This window comes from Brachybacterium sp., assembly GCF_036379615.1.
Lineage (GTDB): Bacteria > Actinomycetota > Actinomycetes > Actinomycetales > Dermabacteraceae > Brachybacterium.
Genome location: NZ_DASVGJ010000016.1, coordinates 1 through 20,190, shown reverse-complemented (window position 1 = coordinate 20,190; position 20,190 = coordinate 1). Strand labels below are relative to the sequence as shown.

Genomic DNA, 20,190 nt, shown 5'->3' with positions numbered 1-20,190 from the left:
GGTCGACACCAGCGGCCCGCCCGGCCGCGGTGGTCTGACCAATAGCCGTCCGGATCCAGGCCTCTGAACTGCGGTGATGCCTCGAGATCCGTGCCACATCCGACGCGGGCAGTTGTCCGACCACTCTTTCACTCATAGCGTCAGCTCGATCCGAACCACGGGCCCCGAGCCCTCCACATCGACGTGACGGGAGTGCACAGATGCACACACAGACCACCGGCAGTGAGCGCAGGACCGCAGTCGTCACCGGCGGTGCCGGGCCCCGCAGCATCGGTCGTGCCACCGCCGCTCGCTTCGCCCGCGAGGGCTGGGCCGTGGCGATCGTGGACCTCGACGGCGAGGGCGCGAAGACCCTCGCCGGTGAGCTCTCCGCCGAGCACGGCGTCCCCGCCGCGGGTTACGCACTCGACGTCACCGACTCCGCGGCCGTGAACGAGGTGGCCGCGCAGATCACCGCCTCCGAGCTCCCGCCCGTCGGCGCCCTGGCGAACATCGCCGGGATCCCCTCCCCGGTCGAGTTCCTCGAGGTCACCGACACGCTGTGGGACACGATCATCGCCGTGAACCTCACCGGGAGCTTCTACACCTGCCGGGCGTTCCTGCCGGCCATGCTCGAGAGCGGCTACGGCCGCATCGTGAACATGTCCTCGGTCTCCGCACAGCAGGGCGGCGGCGTGTTCTCCAAGACCCCGTACTCCGCGGCGAAGGCCGGTGTGCTGGGCCTGACCCGCTCACTGGCCCGCGAGATGGCCCCCGCAGGCATCACCGTCAACGCCGTCTCCCCCGGCGCGGCGGACACCAACATCCGCGGCAACACCACCGCCGAGGCCGAGGCGGCGCTCTCCGCCTCGATCCCGATGGGCCGCCAGGCCACCGCCGAGGAGATCGCCGCGCTGGTGGTGTGGCTCTCGAGCGAGGACGCCGGCTACATCACCGGCACCACCCAGGCCATCAACGGCGGTGCATACATCTCATGACCAGCGCGTCCGCTCGGGTCGGTCTCTCGACGATCTCGTTCCGCCACCGCCCGCTGGACGAAGCACTGCGACTGATCGCCGAGATCGGCGCCGAGGAGATCGACCTCGGGGCGATCCCCGCAGTGACCGATCACGTCCCGGTGCCCTACGACGGCGATCCGGCGCAGTACGTCGCCGCGATCCACGGCGCGGACCTGCGCACGGGGGCTGTGAACGCCGATCCCGGCGACCTGAACGACCCCGCCCTCACCGAGGCGGAGCTCACCGCCGTGATCACGCCTCTGGTCGATCTGGCCTCGGCGCTCGGTGCGGCGTTGATCGTGCCGGCCGGCCGCGCCGACCACGCCCCGTACGTCGACCACGATTCCGACCTCGAGCGGATCGCGGAGAACCTCGCGCTGATCTCCCTCCTGTGCACCGCGCGCGGCGTGCGCCTGCTGGTGGAGGTGCTGCACCACCGCCGGTACGTCCACACCGTCGAGGCGGCCGACGCACTGCTCGCCCGCTGCTCCCCCGCGCAGTGCGGCGTGCTCTTCGACGTCTCCCACGTGGTGGCCTCTGCCGAGGACCCGCTGAGCTGGGCCCGCAGACTGGGCGATCGGATCGAGCGGGTCCACCTGCGCGACGCCGTGCCCGGGAACCTGAACCTCTCCCTCGGCGCCGGCGACGTCGACTTCCCCGCCCTGGTCCGCACCCTCGAGGAGCAGGGCTTCAGCGGAACCTACGTCCTCGAGCTCGAGACCCACGACGTGGCCGAGGAGGATCGCGCACAGGATGCGGCTCGCAGCCACGCCGAGATCTCCCGCCTGCTCTCTTCCGCCACCTGAACCGATCACCTGAGGGCCCGACCCCCCTCACCGTGCCCACGCCCGTCGGCCCGGCCCCATCCCTACCCAGGCATGCGACGACGCTCCCTGGACTCCAGGAGGACCCCATGACACCTCCCCGCACACCGGGCCGCCGCGATCTCCTTCGCGGCGCGACCCTCGCGGGACTCACCGGCCTGGGCCTCAGCGCCTGCGCCGGTGGCGACGGCCCCCGCCGCACCGACTCGGTGCGCATCATCCTCGGCCATGGCGCCGCCCCCGGGAACCCCCGCTCCGACGGCGCCCTCGCCTTCCAGCGCCTGGTGGCGGAGAAGTCCGACGGCGAGGTCGAGATCCAGATCCTCGGCCAGGAATCCGTGGGCAGCGACACCGAGATGATGGTCTCGGTGGCCGCCGGCACCCTGGACATGTCCATCAACTCCCAGGGCCCCTTCGCCTCCTATGTGCCCGAGGCCGCCCTGATAGGGCTGCCGTTCCTGTTCGAGACCGCCGAGCATGCCTACCAGGTGCTCGACGGCGAGATCCAGGACAGCGTCGCGGCGATGTCCGAGGAGAAGGGCTTCCACGTGCTCGGCTTCTGGGACAACGGGATGCGCGACATCTCCAATTCGGTGCGCCCCATCGAGGTGCCCGAGGACCTCGCCGGGCTGAAGATCCGCACGCCGGATGACTCGATGACGATCGACATCTTCGCCCAGCTGGGCGCAAACCCCACCCCGATGGCCTTCGGCGAGCTGTACCTGGGACTGCGCCAGGGCGCGGTCGACGGCCAGGAGAACCCGGTGGTCAACATCTACAGCTCCTCGCTGCACGAGGTGCAGAGCCACGTCGCCGTGACCGGGCACAAGTACGAGACGAACCCCTTCGTCATGTCCACCTCCCGCTGGGAGAACCTCGACGAGGACATCCGCACGATCATCGAGGAGTCCTCCGCCGAGGCGCTCGAGGAGCAGCGGCGCCGGATGGGCGAGCAGAGCGAGGAGATCTACGCCGAGTTCGAGGAGCTCCTCGAAGTCACCCACCCCGACCGGGGCGAGTTGCGCGAGGCCACCGCGCCTGTCTACGAGCAGTGGCAGCAGGAGCATCCGGAGTTCTTCGAGCAGATCAACGCCGCGGCGGAGGCCGTGCGCACCGACCACCAGGAGAGTGCAGCATGAGCCGGACCTCTCCCGCCGCGGGCGGCGCCCTCGAGCGCGACCCGGTGATCACCGAGGAGGACCTCGCCTCCCTCGACACCTCCGAGGGGCACGGTGACGACGCCCGGCCCGAGGAGCCGATCAACCGCATCGCCGCACAGATCGGCGGCTGGATCGCGATCGCCGCGACCGTTGCGATCGTCATCCTGGTGACCCTCGCGGTGTTCATGCGCTACTTCCTGAACTCCTCACTGCCGATCGCGGCCGAGGGACCCACCTACCTGTTCCCCTGGCTGATCGCCGGCGGCGCGATCGTGGCACAGGGCAGCCGCGGCCACATCGCGGTGGACGTCCTGATCAGCAGGCTGACGGGCAGGGCGTACGAGCGTGCGCAGATCGCGATCTGGGCGTTCTCGACCGTGCTGCTGGCCTACCTCACCTATCTCGCGGTGTACCTGATCCCGCCGATGGCCGCGCAGTCCACCCCGATCATGGGCTGGCCGCAGCTGGGCAGTTTCAGCGCCTTCATCGTGCTGGTCGCCGTGATGGCGATCCAGGCCGGTGCCCGCACCGTCCACTACCTCCGCCACGGGGTCCCCGCCGACGGCATCGCAACCGTCCCGCCGGGCAGCCCCGACGCCCCGACGCAGGACTCGCCGAAGGAGACCCCCGGTGCTTGAAGCTCTCATCGCAGTCGCCGTCTTCATCATCCTGCTGCTGCTCGGCATCCCCGTCGCGCTGTCGATCATCGCCGGCGCCATCGTGGGTCTGTTCGTCGTGGGCTCTCTGCCCATGGAGGGCCTCGCGCAGCAGTCCTTCAGCCCGGTCGGGGACTACTCCATCCTGGCGATCCCCTTCTTCATCCTCACCGCTGATCTGCTGTTCAGCGGGAAGCTCGGCGCGCAGGTGATCGGTCTTGCCACCCGAGTGGTGGGCCGTCTGCGCGGCGGCGTGGGCATGACCAGCGTGCTCACCAACGCCGTGTTCGCCGGCATCTCCGGCTCCGCGGTCGCCGATGCGACCGGCATCGGCAAGGTGGTGATCCCCTGGACCAAGCGCCTGGGCTACAGCGGCGGCTACGCCACCGCGGTCAACGCCTCGGCCTCCTCGCTGGGCGTGATCCTGCCGCCGTCGATCCCGATGATCCTGTTCGCCTCGGCCTCCGGGGCGTCGGTCGCGGCGGTGTTCACCGCCGGCATCGGCCCGGGCGTCCTGACCGCGATCCTGCTGCTGATCGGCTGCTGGCTGGTGGCCTGGAAGGCCGGGTTCCCGCGGGTCAAGGCGAAGTTCACCCTCAAGCGCCTGCTGATCGACCTGCTGTTCGCGACCCCCGCGATCCTGATCCCGATCATCCTGATCCGCATCGTGCTGTTCACCGGCATCGCCACGGTGACCGAGGTGTCCGTGCTCGCGGTGCTGTACGCCCTGGGCGTGCGGGTGCTGCTCTATCGCGACATCACGATGACGCAGTTCAAGAAGGCCCCGGTGGAGTCCGCCTCGGCGAGCGCTGTGGTGCTGCTGCTGATCATGTTCTCCTCGGCGCTGGCGTGGCTGCTGACGATCCAGGAGGCGCCGCAGGCCCTCGCCGAGTCGCTCACCTCCGCGCTCCAGGCGGACTGGATGGTGGTGCTCGCGATGCTGCTGATCCTGCTGGTGGTGGGCATGTTCCTGGACATCTCGCCGGCGATCCTGCTGCTCACCCCGGTGATGCTGCCGGTCGCCGACGCGGTCGGGATGGACATCATCCACTTCGGCATCGTCATGGTGGTGACCCTGGCGATGGGTCTGTACACCCCACCGGTGGGGACCACGCTGTTCATCTCCGCCTCGATCGGCAAGGTCCCGATCATGGAGACGGCACGGGCGCTGCTGCCCTTCTACGGGCTGGGGCTGCTGGTGGTGTTCGCGGTGGCCTTCGCGCCGGGGCTGCTGTTCATCATCTGATCGCCTGCATCCCGCCCGCCCGTCCCGGGTTCCTTCCCGGGGCGGGCGCGGCGTGCGTCTCAGCCCACCTGCACCTCGAGCACCGACCCGGCGGCCACCTGCTCGACGGGCACGGAGATCCCTGCCTGCCGGTAGCGGGCGGTGAGAGCGGAGCCGTGGGCGTGGACCTGCTGGATGTGTCCGTCGGGCCGCAGACACCGCTCAGAGCCGCGCGCTGCGTTCAGGCCCCCGCCTCGGCCGTCGGCTCCTGCACGCCCTGCTCCCGGAACAGCGAGGCGAAGAAGATCGTCACGCCCACGGCGAGCGCGGCGGGGATCAGCCAGATCATCAGCCAGTCGTGGGTCCCGTCGGTCGCGAGGAAGGCATCGACGATGGGACCGGAGACGAGCGAGCCGATCAGCAGGCCCACGCCGTAGGTGGCGAGCGAGATGAGGCCCTGCGCGGCGGAGCGCACCCGCTTCGGGGCGAAGCGGTCGGTGTAGATCTGGCCGGCCACGAAGAAGAAGTCGTAGCAGACCCCGTGCAGGACCAGTCCCAGCAGCACCAGCCAGATCAGGGAGCCCGCATCACCGAAGGCGAACAGCGCGTACCGGACCGCCCAGGCGAGCATCCCGATCAGCAGCGTGCGCTTGATGCCGAGCTTCTTCAGCATCAGCGGCATGATCAGCAGGAACAGCGCCTCGGAGACCTGGCCGAGGGACTGCACGGCGGCGGCGCGCTGCACCCCGATCTCGTTGAGGTAGAGGTTGGTGAAGTTGTAGTAGAACGCCAGCGGGATGCAGATCAGGATCGAGGCGATGAAGAAGACCAGGTAGGAGCGGCTCTTCAGCAGGGCCAGCGCGTCCAGGCCCAGGATGTCGCGCACCGTGGCGGGCCCTTCTCGCTGCTCGGGCGGGGTGTGCGGGAGGGTGAAGGCGTAGACGCCGAGGAGTGCGGAGCCGATCGCGGCCATGACGAAGGTGTTGGCGAGCACCCCGCCGGTCTCCCATCCCAGCCAGCCGATCAGCAGCCCCGCGATGATCCAGCCGATCGTCCCGAACACGCGCACGCCGGGGAACTGCCGCTCGGGGCTCTCCATGCGGCGGAAGGAGATCGAGTTGGCGAGCGCCAGGGTGGGCATGAAGGAGATCATCGCCAGCAGTGCGAAGACGAAGAACGCGCCGAACCCCTCCTGCCGTCCGGCCAGGAACAACATCACGGCGCTGAACAGGTGCAGCACGCCGAGGATGCGTTGGGCGGCGAAGAAGCGGTCCGCGATGAGGCCGACGATGAACGGCGCGAGGATCGCGCCCAGCGACTGGGTGAGGAAGGCCAGAGCGATCTGGCTGCCGCTCGCACCGAGCTCCGCGGCGAGGTAGGTGCCCAGGGTGACGAACCACGCTCCCCACACGAAGAACTCGAGGAACATCATCGTGGACAGGCGCACGCGCGTGAGGGAGTCGAGCATGCGCAGGAGCCTAGTCTGTGACCTCGCTCACCGGAAGGCGGAGTCCTGCTCAGCCCGCCTCACGGACGGCCGCGACGAGATCGGCGGCGAGTCGCTCGACAGACTCCTCGTCCAGGTCGTGCACGGTGAGCCGCAGGTGGCGGGAGGGTTCCGCGCCGGGGTCGAGCCGGAACTCGTCGCCCGTGCGCACCTGCCAGCCTCGGTGCCGGAGGTGCTCGGCGACCTCCGGGGCGGGGGCGGGCACCGGCGCCCAGAGGCTCATCCCGTCACCGGCCGTGACCGGCAGTCCTGCGGTGGCGAGCCGGTCCGCGAAGGCGGCGTTCCGCGCGGCGTAGTGCTCCCCGGCCCGTTCGATGAGGGCGAGCGCCTCGGGATCGCTCATCACCGTGTGCGTGATCCGCTGCAGCAGGTGGCTCACCCAGGTGGTGCCGGGGCTGAGCCGCTGGGCGAGCCGCCCGGCGGTCTCGGGGTCGGTCGCGGTGACGGCGAGGCACATGTCGGGGCCCGCGAACTTCGAGACCGAGCGCAGCAGCGCCCAGCGGCGATGACCGGGGCCGATGATCGAGTGGAAGGGCCGCCGGGAGAGGAAGGAGTAGTAGTCGTCCTGGATGACCAGCACGTAGGGGTGCTCGGCGAGCACCTCGCGCAGGGCGGCGGCGCGTTCGGCGGTGAGCGAGGCGCCGGTGGGGTTCTGGGCCCGCGGGGTGCAGACCACGGCCCGCACGCCCTGGTCGAGCGCGGCGCGCAGCCCCGCGACGGTCATGCCCTCCGCGTCGACGGGGACAGGCACGGCGCGGTAGCCGCCGTGGCGGGCGATCTGGATGCTGGCCAGGAAGCACGGGTCCTCGAGGGCGACCGCGTCATCGCGCATGAGCGCCTGGGTGAGCAGGCGCTCCACCGCATCGACAGCACCGCTGGTGAGGGTCAGTCGCAGCTCCGCAGGGTCGCCGGGCGCGTCGCGCTCCATCCACCGCCGTGCCCACTGCTCGAGGCCGGGGTCGATGACGGGCTCGCCGTAGAGCACGGGGCGTCCGCCTGCGGCGGCGAGCGCGGGGGCGAGGTCCGGGATCAGGCGCGGATCGGGATTGCCGGTGCCCACGTCGCGGAGCGAGCTCGCGGCGGTGAACCCCTCCTGGGCCGGTGAGGCGCGCTGGGCGACGCGGGTCCCGCTGCGGCCCAGGGAGATGACCACGCCGGAGCGGGCGAGGGTGCGGTAGGCGGCCACGGCGGTGTTGCGGTTGACGCCGAGCTGCTCGGCGAGGGTGCGCACCGGGGGCAGCCCGTCGCCGGGCGCGAGGTCGCCGCGGTCCACGAGGGTCCGCACGCTGTCGGCGATCTCCGCGGCGGTCGCTCCGCTGATCCCCAGGCCGTCGCTGCTCACCGCTCGAGTCTAGGTCGAACCTCCGGGGCGCGCCCCCTGCCCCGCGATCGCTGTGCGGCCGAGCACGGCCCGCGCCTCGCGGACGCGTGCGACAGAAGCGCGGCCGGTGTGCGGACGCTGTGCGGTCGCTCTGCGGACCCCTCTCGCCGTGCGCCGCGCACCGTGCTAAGTTTTGGCCTAGGTCAATGTGGTGCAGGGAGGGTCGACGAGCCGGACGCCGTCGGCCCGCGCCGCGAGAGCGACGAGGACACCCTGATGAACAGCACCGACACCCCCACCGCGACATCCACCCCCGGCACCACCGGCACCGGCACCGTCAAGCGCGGCCTGGCGGACATGATGAAGGGCGGCGTCATCATGGACGTCGTCACCGCCGAGCAGGCGAAGATCGCCGAGGATGCCGGCGCTGTCGCCGTCATGGCCCTCGAACGCGTCCCCGCGGACATCCGCGCGCAGGGAGGGGTCTCCCGGATGAGCGACCCGGACATGATCGACGGCATCATCGAGGCGGTCTCGATCCCGGTGATGGCCAAGGCACGGATCGGCCACTTCGTCGAGGCGCAGGTGCTGCAGCAGCTGGGCGTGGACTACATCGACGAGTCCGAGGTCCTCTCCCCCGCGGACTACCTCCACCACATCGACAAGCACCGCTTCACCGTGCCGTTCGTGTGCGGGGCGACGAACCTCGGCGAGGCGCTGCGCCGCATCACCGAGGGCGCGGCGATGATCCGCTCCAAGGGCGAGGCCGGCACCGGCGACGTCTCCGAGGCCACCAAGCACATCCGCACCATCTCCTCCGAGATCCGGGCGCTCGCGGCGAAGAGCGAGGACGAGCTCTACCTCGCCGCGAAGGATCTCCAGGCCCCGTACTCCCTGGTCAAGGAGGTCGCTGAGACCGGCGAGCTCCCCGTGGTCCTGTTCGTCGCGGGCGGCGTGGCCACCCCGGCGGATGCCGCGATGATGATGCAGCTGGGGGCCGACGGGGTCTTCGTCGGCTCCGGGATCTTCAAGTCCGGCAACCCCGCCGAGCGCGCCGCCGCGATCGTCAAGGCGACCACCTTCTACGACGACCCCTCCGTGATCGCGGAGGTCTCACGCGGACTCGGCGAGGCGATGGTCGGCATCAACGTCGCCGATCTCCCCGCCCCGCACCGCCTGGCCGAGCGCGGCTGGTGAGGGCGGGGAGCATCCCCCTGGCCCGCGGGACCGGCGCCGCTGCCCGGCGCTGCCGCGCCCTGGCTCCGAGCCCTGGATCAGCATGACGGGCCCGTCGATCGGGGTGCTCTCGCTGCAGGGGGATGTGCGCGAGCACGCCCGGGTGCTCGAGGCGCTGGGCGCTGAGGTCTCGCTCGTCCGTCGGCCGACGGAGATCGCCGGCCTCGACGGGCTCGTGCTGCCTGGCGGGGAGTCCGGGGTGATGGACCGGCTCGCACGGAGCTTCGGGCTGCAGGAGCCGCTGCGCGAGGCGATCGCCTCGGGCCTGCCGGTGCTCGGCACCTGCGCCGGCCTGATCCTGCTGGCGGACCGGATCCTCGACGGCACCCCGGGTCAGCAGACCCTCGGCGGACTCGACGTGACGGTGCGGCGCAACGCCTTCGGATCCCAGGGCGAATCCTTCGAGGCAGACCTGACGGTGCCGTCACTGCAGGGCCCGGCGGTGCACGCCGCGTTCATCCGGGCGCCGCTCATCGAGGAGGTCGGACCTGGGGCGCGCGTCGTCGCGGCCCTGCCCGACGGGCGGGTGGTCGCGGCGCGGCAGGGACACCTCCTCGGCCTCGCGTTCCACCCCGAGTCCACCGGGGAGACGCGCTTCCACGAGCTGTTCCTGCAGACGGCGCGCGAGGACTGAGGGTCGCCGAAGGATGGAGGGCGCCGGACCCCTCCGTCAGGAAGCGAGCCGCCGCTCAGCCCCGCAGCAGCGGGGCGATCTCCCGGCCCCAGGCCTCCACGGCCGGCAGGTCGCGGAAGTCCCCGGTGGGAGTGCGCATCGAGCGCAGCAGCACCCGCTCGTGCACGGGGATCCGGTCCATCAGCACCCAGCCCGGGAAGTTCCGCACAGCGACCGGCGTGACGGGGAACCGGCCCAGGAAGGCATCGGTCGCCTTCTGCCTGCCGCCCGTGGCGGGATCGGAGGCGGAGCCGGAGCAGGAGAAGAAGGCGAAGGGCATCGCCGCCAGCGCCTCCTCATGGGCCGCGGCCCAGCGCGCGGCGCTCTTCTCGATCGCCTCGACGCGCACCCCGGAGCCGAGCACCACGGCCTCGTGGCCCGCCGGATCGGGGCCGTCCGCGATATCTGCGAGCTCCACCTGGAACCCTTCGGCGCGCAGCGAGGCGGCGACGGTCTCGGCGAGGGTGCGGGTGGCTCCGGAGTGGGTCGCATAGGCGACGAGCAGGGTCATGGGGCACATCCTGTCAGGGCGGGCCCGTCGACGGCGGGACCGCCGTCTGGTCCTCCCCGTCGTCGAGACTCCATATTTCGGACTGATGCCTGCGAACTGCCTGGTCAGCGCAAGATCACGATCCGGTGGTCATGACCGACCGGTCACTGGAACCCAGCCCGACAAAGGCGGACACTCTGGACATACGACCCCGGCCGCCGTGGCCCTGGCCGTCTCCCCGAGGAGCCCGCCATGAAGACGTCCACCCTGACGAAGAGAGTCCTGTCCGTCCTCGCCACCTGTGCGGTGATGCTCGGGCTGGGGCTGGTCGCCCCGACCACGGCCACCGCCGCCCCCTACTGCGGCATCACCTGGGGGTCGCTCCCCGCCTCCGCCACAGCGGTCACCTCCGCCCAGGTCGAGAACCTCCGCTCCGGCCGGCACAGCTGCTTCGACCGGCTCGTCATCGATCTCGAGGGGGACGTCTCCGGCTACTCGGTGACCTACGTCAGCCGCGTCTCGCAGCTCGGCTCCGGCCACCGCGTCCCGCTGAGCGGCGCCGCCGATCTGGCCATCCTCGTCGAGGCCCGCGCCTATGACGACAGCGGCCGGGCGACCTACTCCCCGCGCACCCCGTCCCGGGCGGTGGACGTGGACGGCTACCGCACCTTCCGGCAGGTCGCCTTCACCGGCAGCTTCGAGGGGCAGACCCTGATCGGTCTCGGCGTGCGCGCCCGGCTCCCCCTGCGGGCGTTCGTGCTGGACGGTCCCGGCGACGGGTCCCGGCTCGTCGTCGACGTCGCCCATCGCTGGTGAGGGGGCGAGGCTCAGCGGATCAGCCGACGCTCCCGCGCGACCCGCAGCGCGGCGGTGCGGCTCTCGACCCCGAGCTTCTCGTAGAGGTGGACCAGGTGCGTCTTCACGGTGGACTCGGAGATGAACAGCGCCTTGGCGACCTCGCGATTGGTGGCGCCGGTCGCGAGCGCCTCGAGGATCTCCGTCTCCCGCGGGGAGAGGGCCGTGGCGGGGTTGGTCATCCGCGCGACCAGGCGCTGCTGCACCTCGGGTGAGAGGATGCTGCGCCCCGCCGCAGCCTCTCCCACCGCGGCGATCAGCGCCTCGGTCGGGGAGTCCTTGAGCACGTAGCCGGTGGCGCCGGCCTCGAGGGCGCCGACGATGTCGGCCTCCGCGTCGAACGTGGTCACCGCGAGCACCTGCACCGAGCGATGCCGGGCACGCAGGGTGCGGGTGGTCTCGATGCCGCCGATCCCGTCACCGAGGTTCAGGTCCATCAGCACCAGGTCCGGGGCGCCCGCGGGGGAGGCAGCGAGCTCGTCGAGCACACGCAGGGCCTCGGCGCCGGAGCCGACCTCGGCGACCACCTCGATCCCGTCATCGGCCTCGAGCAGGGAGCGCAGCCCGGCCCGGACCACGGGGTGGTCGTCGACCATCATGAGGCGGATGCTCATCGGGCTGTCTCCTCGGGGTGCGGCGGAACGGCGGGGGTCGGCAGCGAGAGGCCGACGGTGGTGCCCTCCCCCGGCGCGGAGTCGATGGCCACCGTACCGCCGGCCCGGTCCATCCGGGCGCGCAGCAGGCGCAGCCCGTCACCGCCCCCGCTCTCTGCCTCGCCTCCGCCCTCGGTCCCGGCCTCGGCCCGATGCCCGGTGGCGGCGGGGTCGAAGCCACGGCCGTCATCGACCACGTCCAGGCTGACGCGCCCCGGCCACCAGGCCAGGGTGAGCACGCAGCGCTGCGCCTCGGCATGGCGCTGCACGTTCGCGACCAGGGACTGCGCGGCGCGGTGGAGGGTCTCGACCTGGGCGGGATCGAGCTCGCGCGGGGTGCCGTCGATGCGCAGCTCCCAGCGGGGCCGCTCCCCGATCGCCTCGGCGCGGGAGAGCACGGTGCGCAGCGCCTGCTCGAGCGTGGTGCGGGGGGCGCGGTCGGCGAGGTCCCGCACCAGGCGGCGGGCGTCGGCGAGGTTCTCGCGGGCGGCGTCCTCGATGCGGGAGAACTCCGGGGCGGCCGACGGATGGGCGGCACGCGCACCCCGGCTGAGCAGCACGATCGAGTTCAGGCCCTGGGCGAGGGTGTCGTGGATGTCCTGGGCCAGCCGCTGGCGCTCCTCGGCGATGCCCTTGCGCCGCTCCGAATCGGCCAGCTCGCTCTGGGCGGCGCGCAGCCGGGCGACCAGCTCCCGGTTGCGGTCGGTCTCCTGCAGCAGCCGACGGTAGACGGCGTGGGCGATGAGCGAGAAAGCCGCCCCCACCAGCGGGCCCAGGATCTCTCCGATCCCCAGCGTCCACTGCTCGCGGGCGAGCACCGGGGAGATCACCGCCCACAGCGCGACGGCGCTCAGCACCAGCGGTCCGGCGATCCGGCCGAGCGCGAACAGCACCAGGAAGAACAGCGGGAAGGCGATCCACACGAAGGACGCGGAGACGAAGGTGCTGGCCATCCACACGCCGGAGAGGGTCAGCACCCATGCGCGCGAGGGCAGCAGCAGGTCGGTGTCGGCGGCCCGGCCGGCCTCGCCGCGGGACAGTGCGCGCCAGGAGCCGAGCAGGTAGATCGCGGCGATCGCGACCGCGATGAGGATCGCGAGCGCCGCCGGGACGCCCTCAGCGGTGATCGCCCGCAGTGCGCCGACGCTCGGCAGGATCACGAAGGCCACGTGCATCGCCCCGCGCAGGGTGGTGGCGAGGGCGGAGGCGGTGTCGCCGCCCGTCGGGGCCGGGGCGGTGGCCAGCACTCGCACCTCGGCCAGGGCGGCGTCCGGCGCACGGGCCTCGAGCGGGGCGTCGGCGGGTGCTCGGGCCTCGGCCGAGGCGGGGGCAGGGTCGGGATCCACCCCGTCACTGTAGAGGGATCGGATCGCCCGACGGCATCGTCCGAAAGGTCGAGCGCGCGGCCGTCCTTCCGGTGCGCAGGGCCGTCCCTCGAGGCCGATGTGGCCTGCGGCGATCCGCGATGACATGGAGGCATGTTCGTCGCACTGAAAGACATCGTCCACGCCAAGGGTCGTTTCACCCTGATGATCGGGGTGATCGCCCTGCTCACCCTGCTGCTGGTGCTGCTCACCGGCCTCACCCGGGGCCTCGCCCACCAGAACATCTCCGCCATCGAGGAGCTCCCGGCCGACGCCGTCGTGCTCACCCCCACGCTGGGGGACGAGATCTCCTGGACCGACTCCCAGGTCTCCACGGACCAGGCAGGCATCTGGCAGGCGGAGACAGGGCTCGACTCCGAACCGCTGTCCGTCGGCCAGATGCGCATCGAGACCGCCCCGGCCGACGCCGCCGACGCGGCGGTGACCAGCCTGGCCCTGTTCGGGATCGCTCCCGGTGGAGAGGTCGCCGCGTCGCTGCCGGTCGACCCCGCCGAGGGTGAGGCCCTGCTGCCCGAGGACATCGCCGCCGATCTCGGGGTCGCCCCCGGGGACACCGTCACCGTCAACGGCCAGGAGCTCACGGTCACCGGCACCGTCCCCACCCAGTGGTACTCCCACTCCCCGGTCGGCTACGTGCACGTGGACACCTTCCGCGCACTCGCCCACCAGGCCGAGGACACCGCCGGCTCCGCACTGCTGGTGCGAGGCGCCGCCGGCGAGGCCGCGGATCCCGCCGCCCTCGAGGCCGCCGCCGCGGACTCCGGCACCCGGGCCGTGAGCGTCTCCGAGTCGCTGCAGGCACTGCCCTCCTACTCCTCGGAGAACGGCTCGCTGACCCTCATCCAGGGCTTCCTCTACGGCATCTCCGCGCTGGTCACGATCGCGTTCCTCTCGGTGTGGACCATCCAGCGCACCCGTGACATCGCGGTGCTGCGGGCCCTCGGCGCGACCGCCCGCTACGTGCTGCGGGACACCGTGGGGCAGGCCGCGATCCTGCTGGCCGTCGGCGCCGCCGTCGGTGGGGTGATCGGCGGGGCCGGCGGCGCAGCGCTCAGCACTGTCGCCCCCTTCGAGGCCTCTGGCGTCACCGTCCTGCTGCCCGTCGCCGGGGTGCTGGTGATCGGCCTGCTGGGCTCCGTCCTCGCCACCCGCCGCGTCACCCGCGTCGATCCGCTGCTCGCCCTGGGAGGGAACTGATCTCCATGACCACTGCATCCACCCCCGACACCCACGCCGACATCACCGGGGCAGTCACCACAGCCGACTCGTCTGCCGCTGCCGCCCGCACCGTGCACCCCGCGCTCTCGGTGCAGGGCGTGAGCGTCTCCTATCCCGACGGTCGCCACCCCGACGGCACCCCGCGCACCACCACGGTGCTGCACGAGGCGCACCTGGACGTGGACCGCGGCGAGTTCGCCGTCATCCTCGGGCCCTCCGGCTCGGGCAAGTCCACCCTGCTCAGCGTCGCCGCGGGCCTGGTGGTCCCGGACTCGGGCCGGGTGCTGATCGAGGGCACCGACATCACGGCGCTCGACGAGAAGGGCCGCACCGAGCGGCGCCGCGATCAGATCAGCGTCGTCTTCCAGCAGCCCAACCTTCTGCCCGCACTGACGGTGCGCGACCAGCTGCTGGTCACGAGGCACCTCGCCGGAGTGCGCGGCAGGCGTCTGCGCGCCGAGAGGGCACGGGCAGATCGCCTGCTCGAACGCGTGGGGATGGGCGCTTACGCCGAGCGTCGGCCCCACGAGCTCTCCGGCGGTCAGCGCCAGCGGGTCAACATCGCCCGTGCTCTGTTCACCGAGCCGGCGCTGCTGCTGGTGGACGAGCCCACCAGCGCCCTGGACCACGAGCGCTCCCGTGCGGTGGTGGACCTGCTGGTGGGGATCACCCGCGAGCTGTCGGTCGCGACCGTGATGGTCACCCACGACGAGGAGTTCGCCGAGGACGCGGACCGCGTGATCGCGCTGCGCGACGGCCGGGTGCTGGGACCGACGGCCTGACTCGCGTGCGTACGTTCAGTGCGTGCGTTCGGTGCGTGCGGTCAGCGCGTGCGTTCGGTGCGTGCGTTCGGTGCGCGATCCCGGCATGCGAGTCGTGATCCGGCGCCGGCCGTCAGGAGACGTGCTGCAGTGCCGCCGCGGCGATCGCCTCGATGGCCCCGAGGCCCCACTGCTCGAGCGCGGCGTCCCGCTCGGCCGGGTCGGAGCCGCGCACGGTCAGGACCATTCTGGCGCCGTGCCCGGTGCCCTCGACGAGCTCGCACCGGACGTGGTCACCGGGCTCCCCGGCTGCGGTGTCGACGGCGATCACCCGGGGTGCCTGGACCTCGGTGACCGTGCCGAGCACGACCTCGGGGGCACGGGGCGCGCGCAGCTCCTGCCCCACCATCGGCACGGGATGGGTGACCTCGGGCTCGGCGGCGCCGCCGAGGAATAGCTCCCAGGCGACCTCCGGCTCGCACACCAGCTGACGCTCGAAGCGCCCTGACCAGCCCTCGGAGGTCTCCTCGACCTCGGGCCGGCCGAGTTCGAAGGAGCGGGCGAGCTCCTCGTGGCGGGCGTAGCGCGGATCCGGCTCCGCGGGGGTCCGGCCGTCGACGAGGTCCGCGAGGATCCCGAGGCAGGCCTCCCAGCCGGTGGCGACGCTCGCGGCGGCCGGGGCGTCCTCGAGCGCGTTGGTGAGCACCAGGAGGGTGCCGTCGTCCTGTGCGGAGAGCTCGAGGGTGACGATGTCGGTGTCCCAGGTGAAGCGCAGCAGGCGCGGCGGCTCGCAGTCCAGCACCTCCCCGAACTCGGCGGGATCGCCGGCGAACTCGTGGAAGCGCACCCGGCCGCCGACGCGCAGGTCGACCTCGGGGGCGCCGGGGAACCAGGCCGCGAGATGCTCGGCCTCGGTCACCGCGCGCCAGACCCGGTCGAGCGGGTGCGGAAAGAGTCGCTGGACGATGACCTCCGGGCGGGGGCCGCCGCGGCGGAGCTGGGGTTCGGTCGTGGTCATCGTGTCTCCTCGTCGTCCTGCATCCGGTCCAGTCGCTCGCCGAGCCGGTCGAGCCTGTCCTCCCACAGCCAGCGATAGGGCTCCAGCCAGTCCGCGAGCTCGGCGAAGGGTTCGGGTCGCAGGCTGTACCAGCGACGCTGCGCATCGACCGTGACCTGCACGAATCCTGCATCCCGCAGAACGCGCAGCTGCTTGGAGGTGCTCGCCTGGGCAGCGCCGGTGCGCTCGATGATCTCGCCGACGGTCGCGGGCCCGCCGCGCAGCACCGCGAGGATCTCCCGGCGCAGGGGCAGGGAGAGCGCGGTGTGCACGAGGGTGGGTGCGGGGGTCGGGGCGGCGGGGGGTGCTGAGGCCGGAGCGTCAGGGGGCATGGCCCATGTCTACTCGTCCCGGCATATGCCCGTCAAGGCATATACCGGAACGGGTCAGCCCGCCCGGCCCGCGACCGCCCTCGCCGGCAGGGGAAGGCCCAGGGTGGGGTGCCCGGCCGACCATGCCGCCCCTCTGCACACCCGCTCCTTCGTGAAGGCGGCGGTCCGGCCGGTCAGCGCGACCCGTCGCGCGGTGTCGTCGGGGTGGACGGGCTGGATCACCCCGTCGCGTCGCCCGAGGCTCAGGCACTGCGTGACATAGCCGATCGGCACCGTCGGCGCGCTGCGGCCGTGGAGCTCGGCGACCAGGGTCTCCGCCGCCTGCCAGCCCATCGGGATCCCGGAGGCGCAGGACATCCTCAGGGGCGCGCCCCCCGGGCCACGGGCCCAGGCCGCATCCCCCACCGCGAGGACCTCGGGGTGGGAGCGGGACCGCAGGGAGCGGTCCACGAGCGCGCGGCCCTCCGCATGGGTCTCGATCCCGCTGGCCGCGACGAGCGGGCTGGGGACGAACCCTCCCGTCCACACCACCAGGTCGGCCGCATGACCGGCACCGTCGGCGGTGCGCACGCTCTCCCCGTCCACGCCTTCGATCCGTTCGCCCTCGCGCACCTCGATGCCGAGCCGGCCGACCACCCCGTGCAGGTGTCGCCGGCCGCGCGAGGAGAGTCCGGTGCCGATGCGGCCGCCGGCATGGAGGCTCAGCGCGAGGTCCGGGCGGGATTCGGCGATCTCGGTGACGGCCTCGAGTCCGGTGAGCCCCGCGCCGACGACGCTCACCCGGCGCCCGGGGGGCAGGGCGGCGAGGTCGCTGCGCAGTCGCAGGGCCTCGTCCCGGTTCCCGACGGAGCGGACCGTGTCCCCCGTGATCTCGGCGGCCGGCGGCGCCGGGCCGCTGCCCAGGGCGAGCACGAGTTCCTCGTAGCTCAGCAGCTCGCCTCCTGCGAGCGCGACCTGCTTGGCGGTCACGTCGATCCCGGTGACGCGGTCGATGACCACGCGCACGGGCGTGCGGTCGAACATCCTCGCGAGCGGACGGTGGCGCAGGATGCGGCCGACGGCGAGCTCGTGCATCCGCACGCGTTCGACGAAGTCGGGCACGGCGTTGACCAGGGTGATCTCGGTGTCGTCGGGCCGGAGGCGGCGGGCGAGGGTGCCGGTGGCGACGGCTCCGGCGTAGCCGGCGCCGAGGACGAGGATGCGGTGCGTCATGAGCATCTCCTGCGGAGGGTGGTGGCGAGCGGGGGTATGCCTCTTCGACCGCACAGCCCCCCGATCCATGACGTGAGCGTGGTCACCACAGTCGTGCGAGCGGCTCCGAGGTCCCGCGCTCGGCCCAGTCCGCACTGATCCGCGCGAGCTTCGCGGGGTCGAGCTGGATGCGCACGTGGCGGACGCGCTCGCCCTCGAGCTCGAGCGTGATCACGCCGAGCAGGCGCCCCCGTTCCGCGACCAGCAGGGCGGGGGCGCGATTCACGTCGGCCGCGTGGATCTCGACCGGTCCTGCGACGAGGCGCGACATTGCCGGCGTCCGCCGGAAGATGCCGCGCAGATAGGTGGCGACGGCCTGGCCGCCGCGGAGGGGGCGGCGCGCGGCGGGGAAGGTGCCGCCGCCGTCGGCCCGGGAGGTCGCATCCTCGGCGAGCACGGCGAGCAGGCGCTCGATGTCCCCGCCGACGGCGGCGTCGAGGAACGCCCGGGCCACGGCCTGGGAGGTCACGGGGTCGACGGCCCGTCGGCGTCGCCCTTCGCTCAGATGCCGTCTTGCCCTCGCGAGCGCCTGCTGGCTGCCGGATTCGCTGGTGCCGAGGATCTCGGCGATCTCGGCGTGGGAGTGGGAGAAGGCCTCCCGGAGCACGAAGACGGCCCGTTCGCGCGGGGGCAGGATCTCGAGCAGGCCAAGCATCGCGAAGGAGACGGCGTCACGCTGCGCGACGGTCTCGGCAGGCCCGAGCAGAGGGTCGCCGTCGAGCAGGGGCTCGGGCAGCCACTGCCCCACCGAGGCCTCCCGACGGGCGCGGGCGGAGTCCAGCTGAGTCAGGCACAGGTTGGTGAGGACACGGGTGAGCCAGGCCGGCGGGTTCTCGATGACGGGACGTTCCGCGGCGTCCCAGCGCAGGTAGGCCTCCTGGACGGCGTCCTCCGCCTCGGCTGCGGTGCCCAGCAGGCGATAGGCGAGCGCGCCGAGGCGCGGACGGGCGTTCTCGAAGACCTGGAGATCCTTCGCCGACATCGTCACGGGGTCGAGACTAGTGCGGGACAGCGCAGCGGCCGGTCCCCCTCACGAGGGACCGGCCGCTGCGACCCGGTCGCGGACCGTGAAGGATCCGCGACGCCGGGATGACTCAGGCCGTGGGGATGACCAGGCCGGAGGCGCTGCTGGTCGCGTTCTCGAAGCGGGCCTGGACATCGGCCCAGTTCACGATGTTCCAGATCGCCTTGACGTAATCCGCCTTCACGTTCTGGTAGTCCAGGTAGAACGCGTGCTCCCACATGTCCAGCTGGAACAGCGGGATCGTCGCCACCGGCACACCGTTCTGCTGATCGTAGAACTGCTCGATCACCAGGTTCCCGCCGAGCGGCTCGTACGCGAGCACCGCCCAGCCCGAGCCCTGGAGCCCCAGCGCCGCGGCCGTGAAGTGCGCACGGAACGCATCGAAGGAGCCGAAGAACTCATCGATCGCCTGCGCCAGCTCACCGGTGGGCTTGTCGCCACCCTCGGGCGAGAGGTTCTTCCAGAAGATCGAGTGGTTCGTGTGACCACCCAGGTTGAACGCCAGATCCTTCGAGAACTGGTTCACCGTCGCGAAATCATTCGCCTCGCGCGCCGCGGCCAGCTTCTCCAGCGCCGTGTTCGCGCCCTTGACGTAGGTCGCGTGGTGCTTGGAGTGGTGCAGCTCCATGATCTTCCCCGAGATCGAGGGATCCAGCGCCCCGTAGTCGTAGTCCAGATCGGGAAGGGTGTACTCGGCCATGGTCGATCCTTTCGTCGGAATGCCCGCCGGTCGGGGACCGCGGACGGATATCTCGACCCTAGGACTTCAAGCGCCCTTGAGGTCAACGGGGGTCGTCACAGTTCGTCACCAGCGGAATCCTCACCCTCCACCACGTCCTCGAGCCGGCGCGGCCCGGCGCCGGTGGCCGCCAGGGCGTCACCGGGGTTCAGCAGCGCGCACGCCTTGAGGGAGAGGCAGCCGCAGCCGATGCAGCCCGTGAGCTCGTGCTCGAGCCGCTCGATCGCCCGGCGATGCTCCTCGAGCCGCTTCTTCCATCGGCGTGAGGCCCGTTGCCAGTCGGCGTGCGAGGGCGTGGAATCCATCGGGACCTCGCCGAACGCCTCCCTGACATCGGCGAGAGGAATGCCCAGGCGCTTGGCGACAGAGATCAGCGAGACCCGGCGCAGCATGTGGCGGGGATAGCGGCGCTGATTGCCGCCGGTGCGCACCGAGCCGACCAGGCCCAGGTCCTCGTAGTAGCGCAGCGCCGAGGCGGCGACCCCGGTGCGCCGGCTCATCTCCCCGATCGTCAGCAGCTCATCGGGTTCATGTGCAGGGTTCACGCCGCCCCCTTCCGGGTCATGCCTTGACCTCAAGTGCACTTGAGATCTTACGCTCCAGTCAGTCGTCCCAGGAAGGACAGGAGGGAACTGCCCCATGACCTACGTGATCGCGCTGCCGTGCGTGGACGTGAAGGACCGCGCCTGCGTCGACGAGTGCCCGGTGGACTGCATCTACGAGGGCAGCCGGATGCTCTACATCCAGCCCGACGAGTGCGTGGACTGCGGGGCCTGCGAGCCCGTCTGCCCCGTCGAGGCGATCTTCTACGAGGACGACACCCCG

22 protein-coding genes are annotated in these 20,190 nt (G+C 71.9%); 11 read left to right on the top strand and 11 right to left on the bottom strand.

The annotated features are described in order from the left end of the window. Positions 1-200 precede the first annotated feature (200 nt). The 5 genes from VF289_RS03615 (at position 201) to VF289_RS03595 (ending at position 4,884) form a co-directional block, all read left to right on the top strand. The gene (locus tag VF289_RS03615) at positions 201-977 is read left to right on the top strand and encodes an SDR family NAD(P)-dependent oxidoreductase (protein WP_330881168.1); all 777 of its coding nucleotides are present in this window, start codon (positions 201-203) and stop codon (positions 975-977) included. Next, positions 974-1,804: a sugar phosphate isomerase/epimerase gene (locus tag VF289_RS03610; RefSeq protein ID WP_330881166.1), complete on the top strand. Its 831-nt coding sequence runs from the start codon at positions 974-976 to the stop codon at positions 1,802-1,804. The genes VF289_RS03615 and VF289_RS03610 overlap by 4 nt, the downstream gene beginning before the upstream one ends. A 107-nt stretch (positions 1,805-1,911) precedes the next feature. Beyond that, the gene (locus tag VF289_RS03605; protein WP_330881164.1) at positions 1,912-2,961 is read left to right on the top strand and encodes a TRAP transporter substrate-binding protein; all 1,050 of its coding nucleotides are present in this window, start codon (positions 1,912-1,914) and stop codon (positions 2,959-2,961) included. Next, positions 2,958-3,620 carry a TRAP transporter small permease gene (locus VF289_RS03600; protein WP_330881162.1) on the top strand — a complete coding sequence of 221 codons (663 nt, stop codon included), beginning with the start codon at positions 2,958-2,960 and terminating at the stop codon, positions 3,618-3,620. Before VF289_RS03605 ends, VF289_RS03600 begins: the two co-directional genes overlap by 4 nt. Then, the gene (locus VF289_RS03595) at positions 3,613-4,884 is read left to right on the top strand and encodes a TRAP transporter large permease (RefSeq protein WP_330881160.1); all 1,272 of its coding nucleotides are present in this window, start codon (positions 3,613-3,615) and stop codon (positions 4,882-4,884) included. Before VF289_RS03600 ends, VF289_RS03595 begins: the two co-directional genes overlap by 8 nt. A 220-nt stretch (positions 4,885-5,104) precedes the next feature. Here the strand turns inward: VF289_RS03595 and VF289_RS03590 are convergent, their stop codons facing one another. Both VF289_RS03590 and VF289_RS03585 read right to left on the bottom strand, forming a co-directional pair. Beyond that, a complete protein-coding gene (locus tag VF289_RS03590) occupies positions 5,105-6,331 on the bottom strand; it encodes a nucleoside permease (RefSeq protein ID WP_330881158.1) in 1,227 nt (408 codons plus the stop codon). Between the two features lie 49 nt (positions 6,332-6,380). Next, on the bottom strand, positions 6,381-7,712 hold the full coding sequence (locus tag VF289_RS03585; RefSeq protein WP_330881157.1) for an aminotransferase class I/II-fold pyridoxal phosphate-dependent enzyme: 1,332 nt from the start codon (positions 7,710-7,712) through the stop codon (positions 6,381-6,383). A 255-nt stretch (positions 7,713-7,967) separates the two neighbouring features. On the opposite strand from VF289_RS03585, the gene pdxS reads away from it, so the two are divergent. Both pdxS and pdxT read left to right on the top strand, forming a co-directional pair. After that, complete coding sequence (gene pdxS, locus VF289_RS03580; protein ID WP_330881156.1) at positions 7,968-8,888, top strand: pyridoxal 5'-phosphate synthase lyase subunit PdxS; 921 nt, start codon at positions 7,968-7,970, stop codon at positions 8,886-8,888. Between the two features lie 82 nt (positions 8,889-8,970). Continuing rightward, positions 8,971-9,561 carry a pyridoxal 5'-phosphate synthase glutaminase subunit PdxT gene (gene pdxT / locus VF289_RS03575; protein ID WP_330881155.1) on the top strand — a complete coding sequence of 197 codons (591 nt, stop codon included), beginning with the start codon at positions 8,971-8,973 and terminating at the stop codon, positions 9,559-9,561. A gap of 55 nt (positions 9,562-9,616) precedes the next feature. Here pdxT and VF289_RS03570 read toward each other — a convergent pair whose 3' ends face one another. Continuing rightward, complete coding sequence (locus tag VF289_RS03570) at positions 9,617-10,111, bottom strand: flavodoxin domain-containing protein (RefSeq protein ID WP_330881153.1); 495 nt, start codon at positions 10,109-10,111, stop codon at positions 9,617-9,619. A gap of 246 nt (positions 10,112-10,357) precedes the next feature. Between VF289_RS03570 and VF289_RS03565 the strand changes: the two genes are divergently transcribed. After that, positions 10,358-10,906: an AMIN-like domain-containing (lipo)protein gene (locus VF289_RS03565; RefSeq protein WP_422652975.1), complete on the top strand. Its 549-nt coding sequence runs from the start codon at positions 10,358-10,360 to the stop codon at positions 10,904-10,906. An 11-nt stretch (positions 10,907-10,917) separates the two neighbouring features. Here VF289_RS03565 and VF289_RS03560 read toward each other — a convergent pair whose 3' ends face one another. Together VF289_RS03560 and VF289_RS03555 are read right to left on the bottom strand one after the other, a co-directional pair. After that, positions 10,918-11,559 (bottom strand): response regulator transcription factor, encoded by a 642-nt coding sequence (locus tag VF289_RS03560; protein ID WP_330881149.1) that lies wholly within the window; start codon positions 11,557-11,559, stop codon positions 10,918-10,920. Next, the gene (locus tag VF289_RS03555; RefSeq protein ID WP_330881147.1) at positions 11,556-12,944 is read right to left on the bottom strand and encodes a sensor histidine kinase; all 1,389 of its coding nucleotides are present in this window, start codon (positions 12,942-12,944) and stop codon (positions 11,556-11,558) included. Before VF289_RS03555 ends, VF289_RS03560 begins: the two co-directional genes overlap by 4 nt. Positions 12,945-13,076: 132 nt before the next feature. Between VF289_RS03555 and VF289_RS03550 the strand changes: the two genes are divergently transcribed. Together VF289_RS03550 and VF289_RS03545 are read left to right on the top strand one after the other, a co-directional pair. Next, positions 13,077-14,180 (top strand): ABC transporter permease, encoded by a 1,104-nt coding sequence (locus VF289_RS03550; RefSeq protein WP_330881145.1) that lies wholly within the window; start codon positions 13,077-13,079, stop codon positions 14,178-14,180. 5 nt (positions 14,181-14,185) lie between these two features. Further along, the gene (locus VF289_RS03545; RefSeq protein WP_330881143.1) at positions 14,186-14,983 is read left to right on the top strand and encodes an ABC transporter ATP-binding protein; all 798 of its coding nucleotides are present in this window, start codon (positions 14,186-14,188) and stop codon (positions 14,981-14,983) included. Positions 14,984-15,095: 112 nt separating this feature from the next. Here the strand turns inward: VF289_RS03545 and VF289_RS03540 are convergent, their stop codons facing one another. The 6 genes from VF289_RS03540 to soxR all read right to left on the bottom strand — a co-directional run bounded on the left by VF289_RS03540 (position 15,096) and on the right by soxR (position 19,910). Next, positions 15,096-15,980: an SRPBCC family protein gene (locus VF289_RS03540; RefSeq protein WP_330881142.1), complete on the bottom strand. Its 885-nt coding sequence runs from the start codon at positions 15,978-15,980 to the stop codon at positions 15,096-15,098. Beyond that, positions 15,977-16,351, bottom strand: coding sequence for a metalloregulator ArsR/SmtB family transcription factor (locus tag VF289_RS03535; protein WP_330881140.1), 375 nt, complete (start codon positions 16,349-16,351; stop codon positions 15,977-15,979). The genes VF289_RS03540 and VF289_RS03535 overlap by 4 nt, the downstream gene beginning before the upstream one ends. A gap of 54 nt (positions 16,352-16,405) precedes the next feature. Then, entirely contained in the window at positions 16,406-17,563 is a 1,158-nt protein-coding gene (locus tag VF289_RS03530; RefSeq protein WP_330881138.1) for an NAD(P)/FAD-dependent oxidoreductase, read from the bottom strand. 82 nt (positions 17,564-17,645) lie between these two features. Further along, positions 17,646-18,584, bottom strand: coding sequence for a sigma-70 family RNA polymerase sigma factor (locus VF289_RS03525; protein WP_330881193.1), 939 nt, complete (start codon positions 18,582-18,584; stop codon positions 17,646-17,648). A gap of 112 nt (positions 18,585-18,696) precedes the next feature. Beyond that, complete coding sequence (locus VF289_RS03520) at positions 18,697-19,326, bottom strand: superoxide dismutase (protein WP_330881136.1); 630 nt, start codon at positions 19,324-19,326, stop codon at positions 18,697-18,699. Positions 19,327-19,421: 95 nt separating this feature from the next. After that, the gene (gene soxR / locus VF289_RS03515) at positions 19,422-19,910 is read right to left on the bottom strand and encodes a redox-sensitive transcriptional activator SoxR (protein WP_330881134.1); all 489 of its coding nucleotides are present in this window, start codon (positions 19,908-19,910) and stop codon (positions 19,422-19,424) included. 94 nt (positions 19,911-20,004) lie between these two features. Between soxR and fdxA the strand changes: the two genes are divergently transcribed. Then, on the top strand, positions 20,005-20,190 hold a 186-nt coding region (gene fdxA, locus VF289_RS03510; RefSeq protein WP_330881132.1), incomplete at its 3' end, for a ferredoxin.

Coding starts and splice junctions, on each gene's coding strand:
- VF289_RS03615 (WP_330881168.1), top strand. CDS start 201: ATGCACACACAGACCACCGGCAGTGAGCGCAGGACCGCAGTCGTCACC.
- VF289_RS03610 (WP_330881166.1), top strand. CDS start 974: ATGACCAGCGCGTCCGCTCGGGTCGGTCTCTCGACGATCTCGTTCCGC.
- VF289_RS03605 (WP_330881164.1), top strand. CDS start 1,912: ATGACACCTCCCCGCACACCGGGCCGCCGCGATCTCCTTCGCGGCGCG.
- VF289_RS03600 (WP_330881162.1), top strand. CDS start 2,958: ATGAGCCGGACCTCTCCCGCCGCGGGCGGCGCCCTCGAGCGCGACCCG.
- VF289_RS03590 (WP_330881158.1), bottom strand. CDS start 6,331: ATGCTCGACTCCCTCACGCGCGTGCGCCTGTCCACGATGATGTTCCTC.
- pdxS (WP_330881156.1), top strand. CDS start 7,968: ATGAACAGCACCGACACCCCCACCGCGACATCCACCCCCGGCACCACC.
- pdxT (WP_330881155.1), top strand. CDS start 8,971: ATGACGGGCCCGTCGATCGGGGTGCTCTCGCTGCAGGGGGATGTGCGC.
- VF289_RS03570 (WP_330881153.1), bottom strand. CDS start 10,111: ATGACCCTGCTCGTCGCCTATGCGACCCACTCCGGAGCCACCCGCACC.
- VF289_RS03560 (WP_330881149.1), bottom strand. CDS start 11,559: ATGAGCATCCGCCTCATGATGGTCGACGACCACCCCGTGGTCCGGGCC.
- VF289_RS03550 (WP_330881145.1), top strand. CDS start 13,077: ATGTTCGTCGCACTGAAAGACATCGTCCACGCCAAGGGTCGTTTCACC.
- VF289_RS03545 (WP_330881143.1), top strand. CDS start 14,186: ATGACCACTGCATCCACCCCCGACACCCACGCCGACATCACCGGGGCA.
- VF289_RS03540 (WP_330881142.1), bottom strand. CDS start 15,980: ATGACCACGACCGAACCCCAGCTCCGCCGCGGCGGCCCCCGCCCGGAG.
- VF289_RS03535 (WP_330881140.1), bottom strand. CDS start 16,351: ATGCCCCCTGACGCTCCGGCCTCAGCACCCCCCGCCGCCCCGACCCCC.
- VF289_RS03530 (WP_330881138.1), bottom strand. CDS start 17,563: ATGACGCACCGCATCCTCGTCCTCGGCGCCGGCTACGCCGGAGCCGTC.
- VF289_RS03525 (WP_330881193.1), bottom strand. CDS start 18,584: ATGTCGGCGAAGGATCTCCAGGTCTTCGAGAACGCCCGTCCGCGCCTC.
- VF289_RS03520 (WP_330881136.1), bottom strand. CDS start 19,326: ATGGCCGAGTACACCCTTCCCGATCTGGACTACGACTACGGGGCGCTG.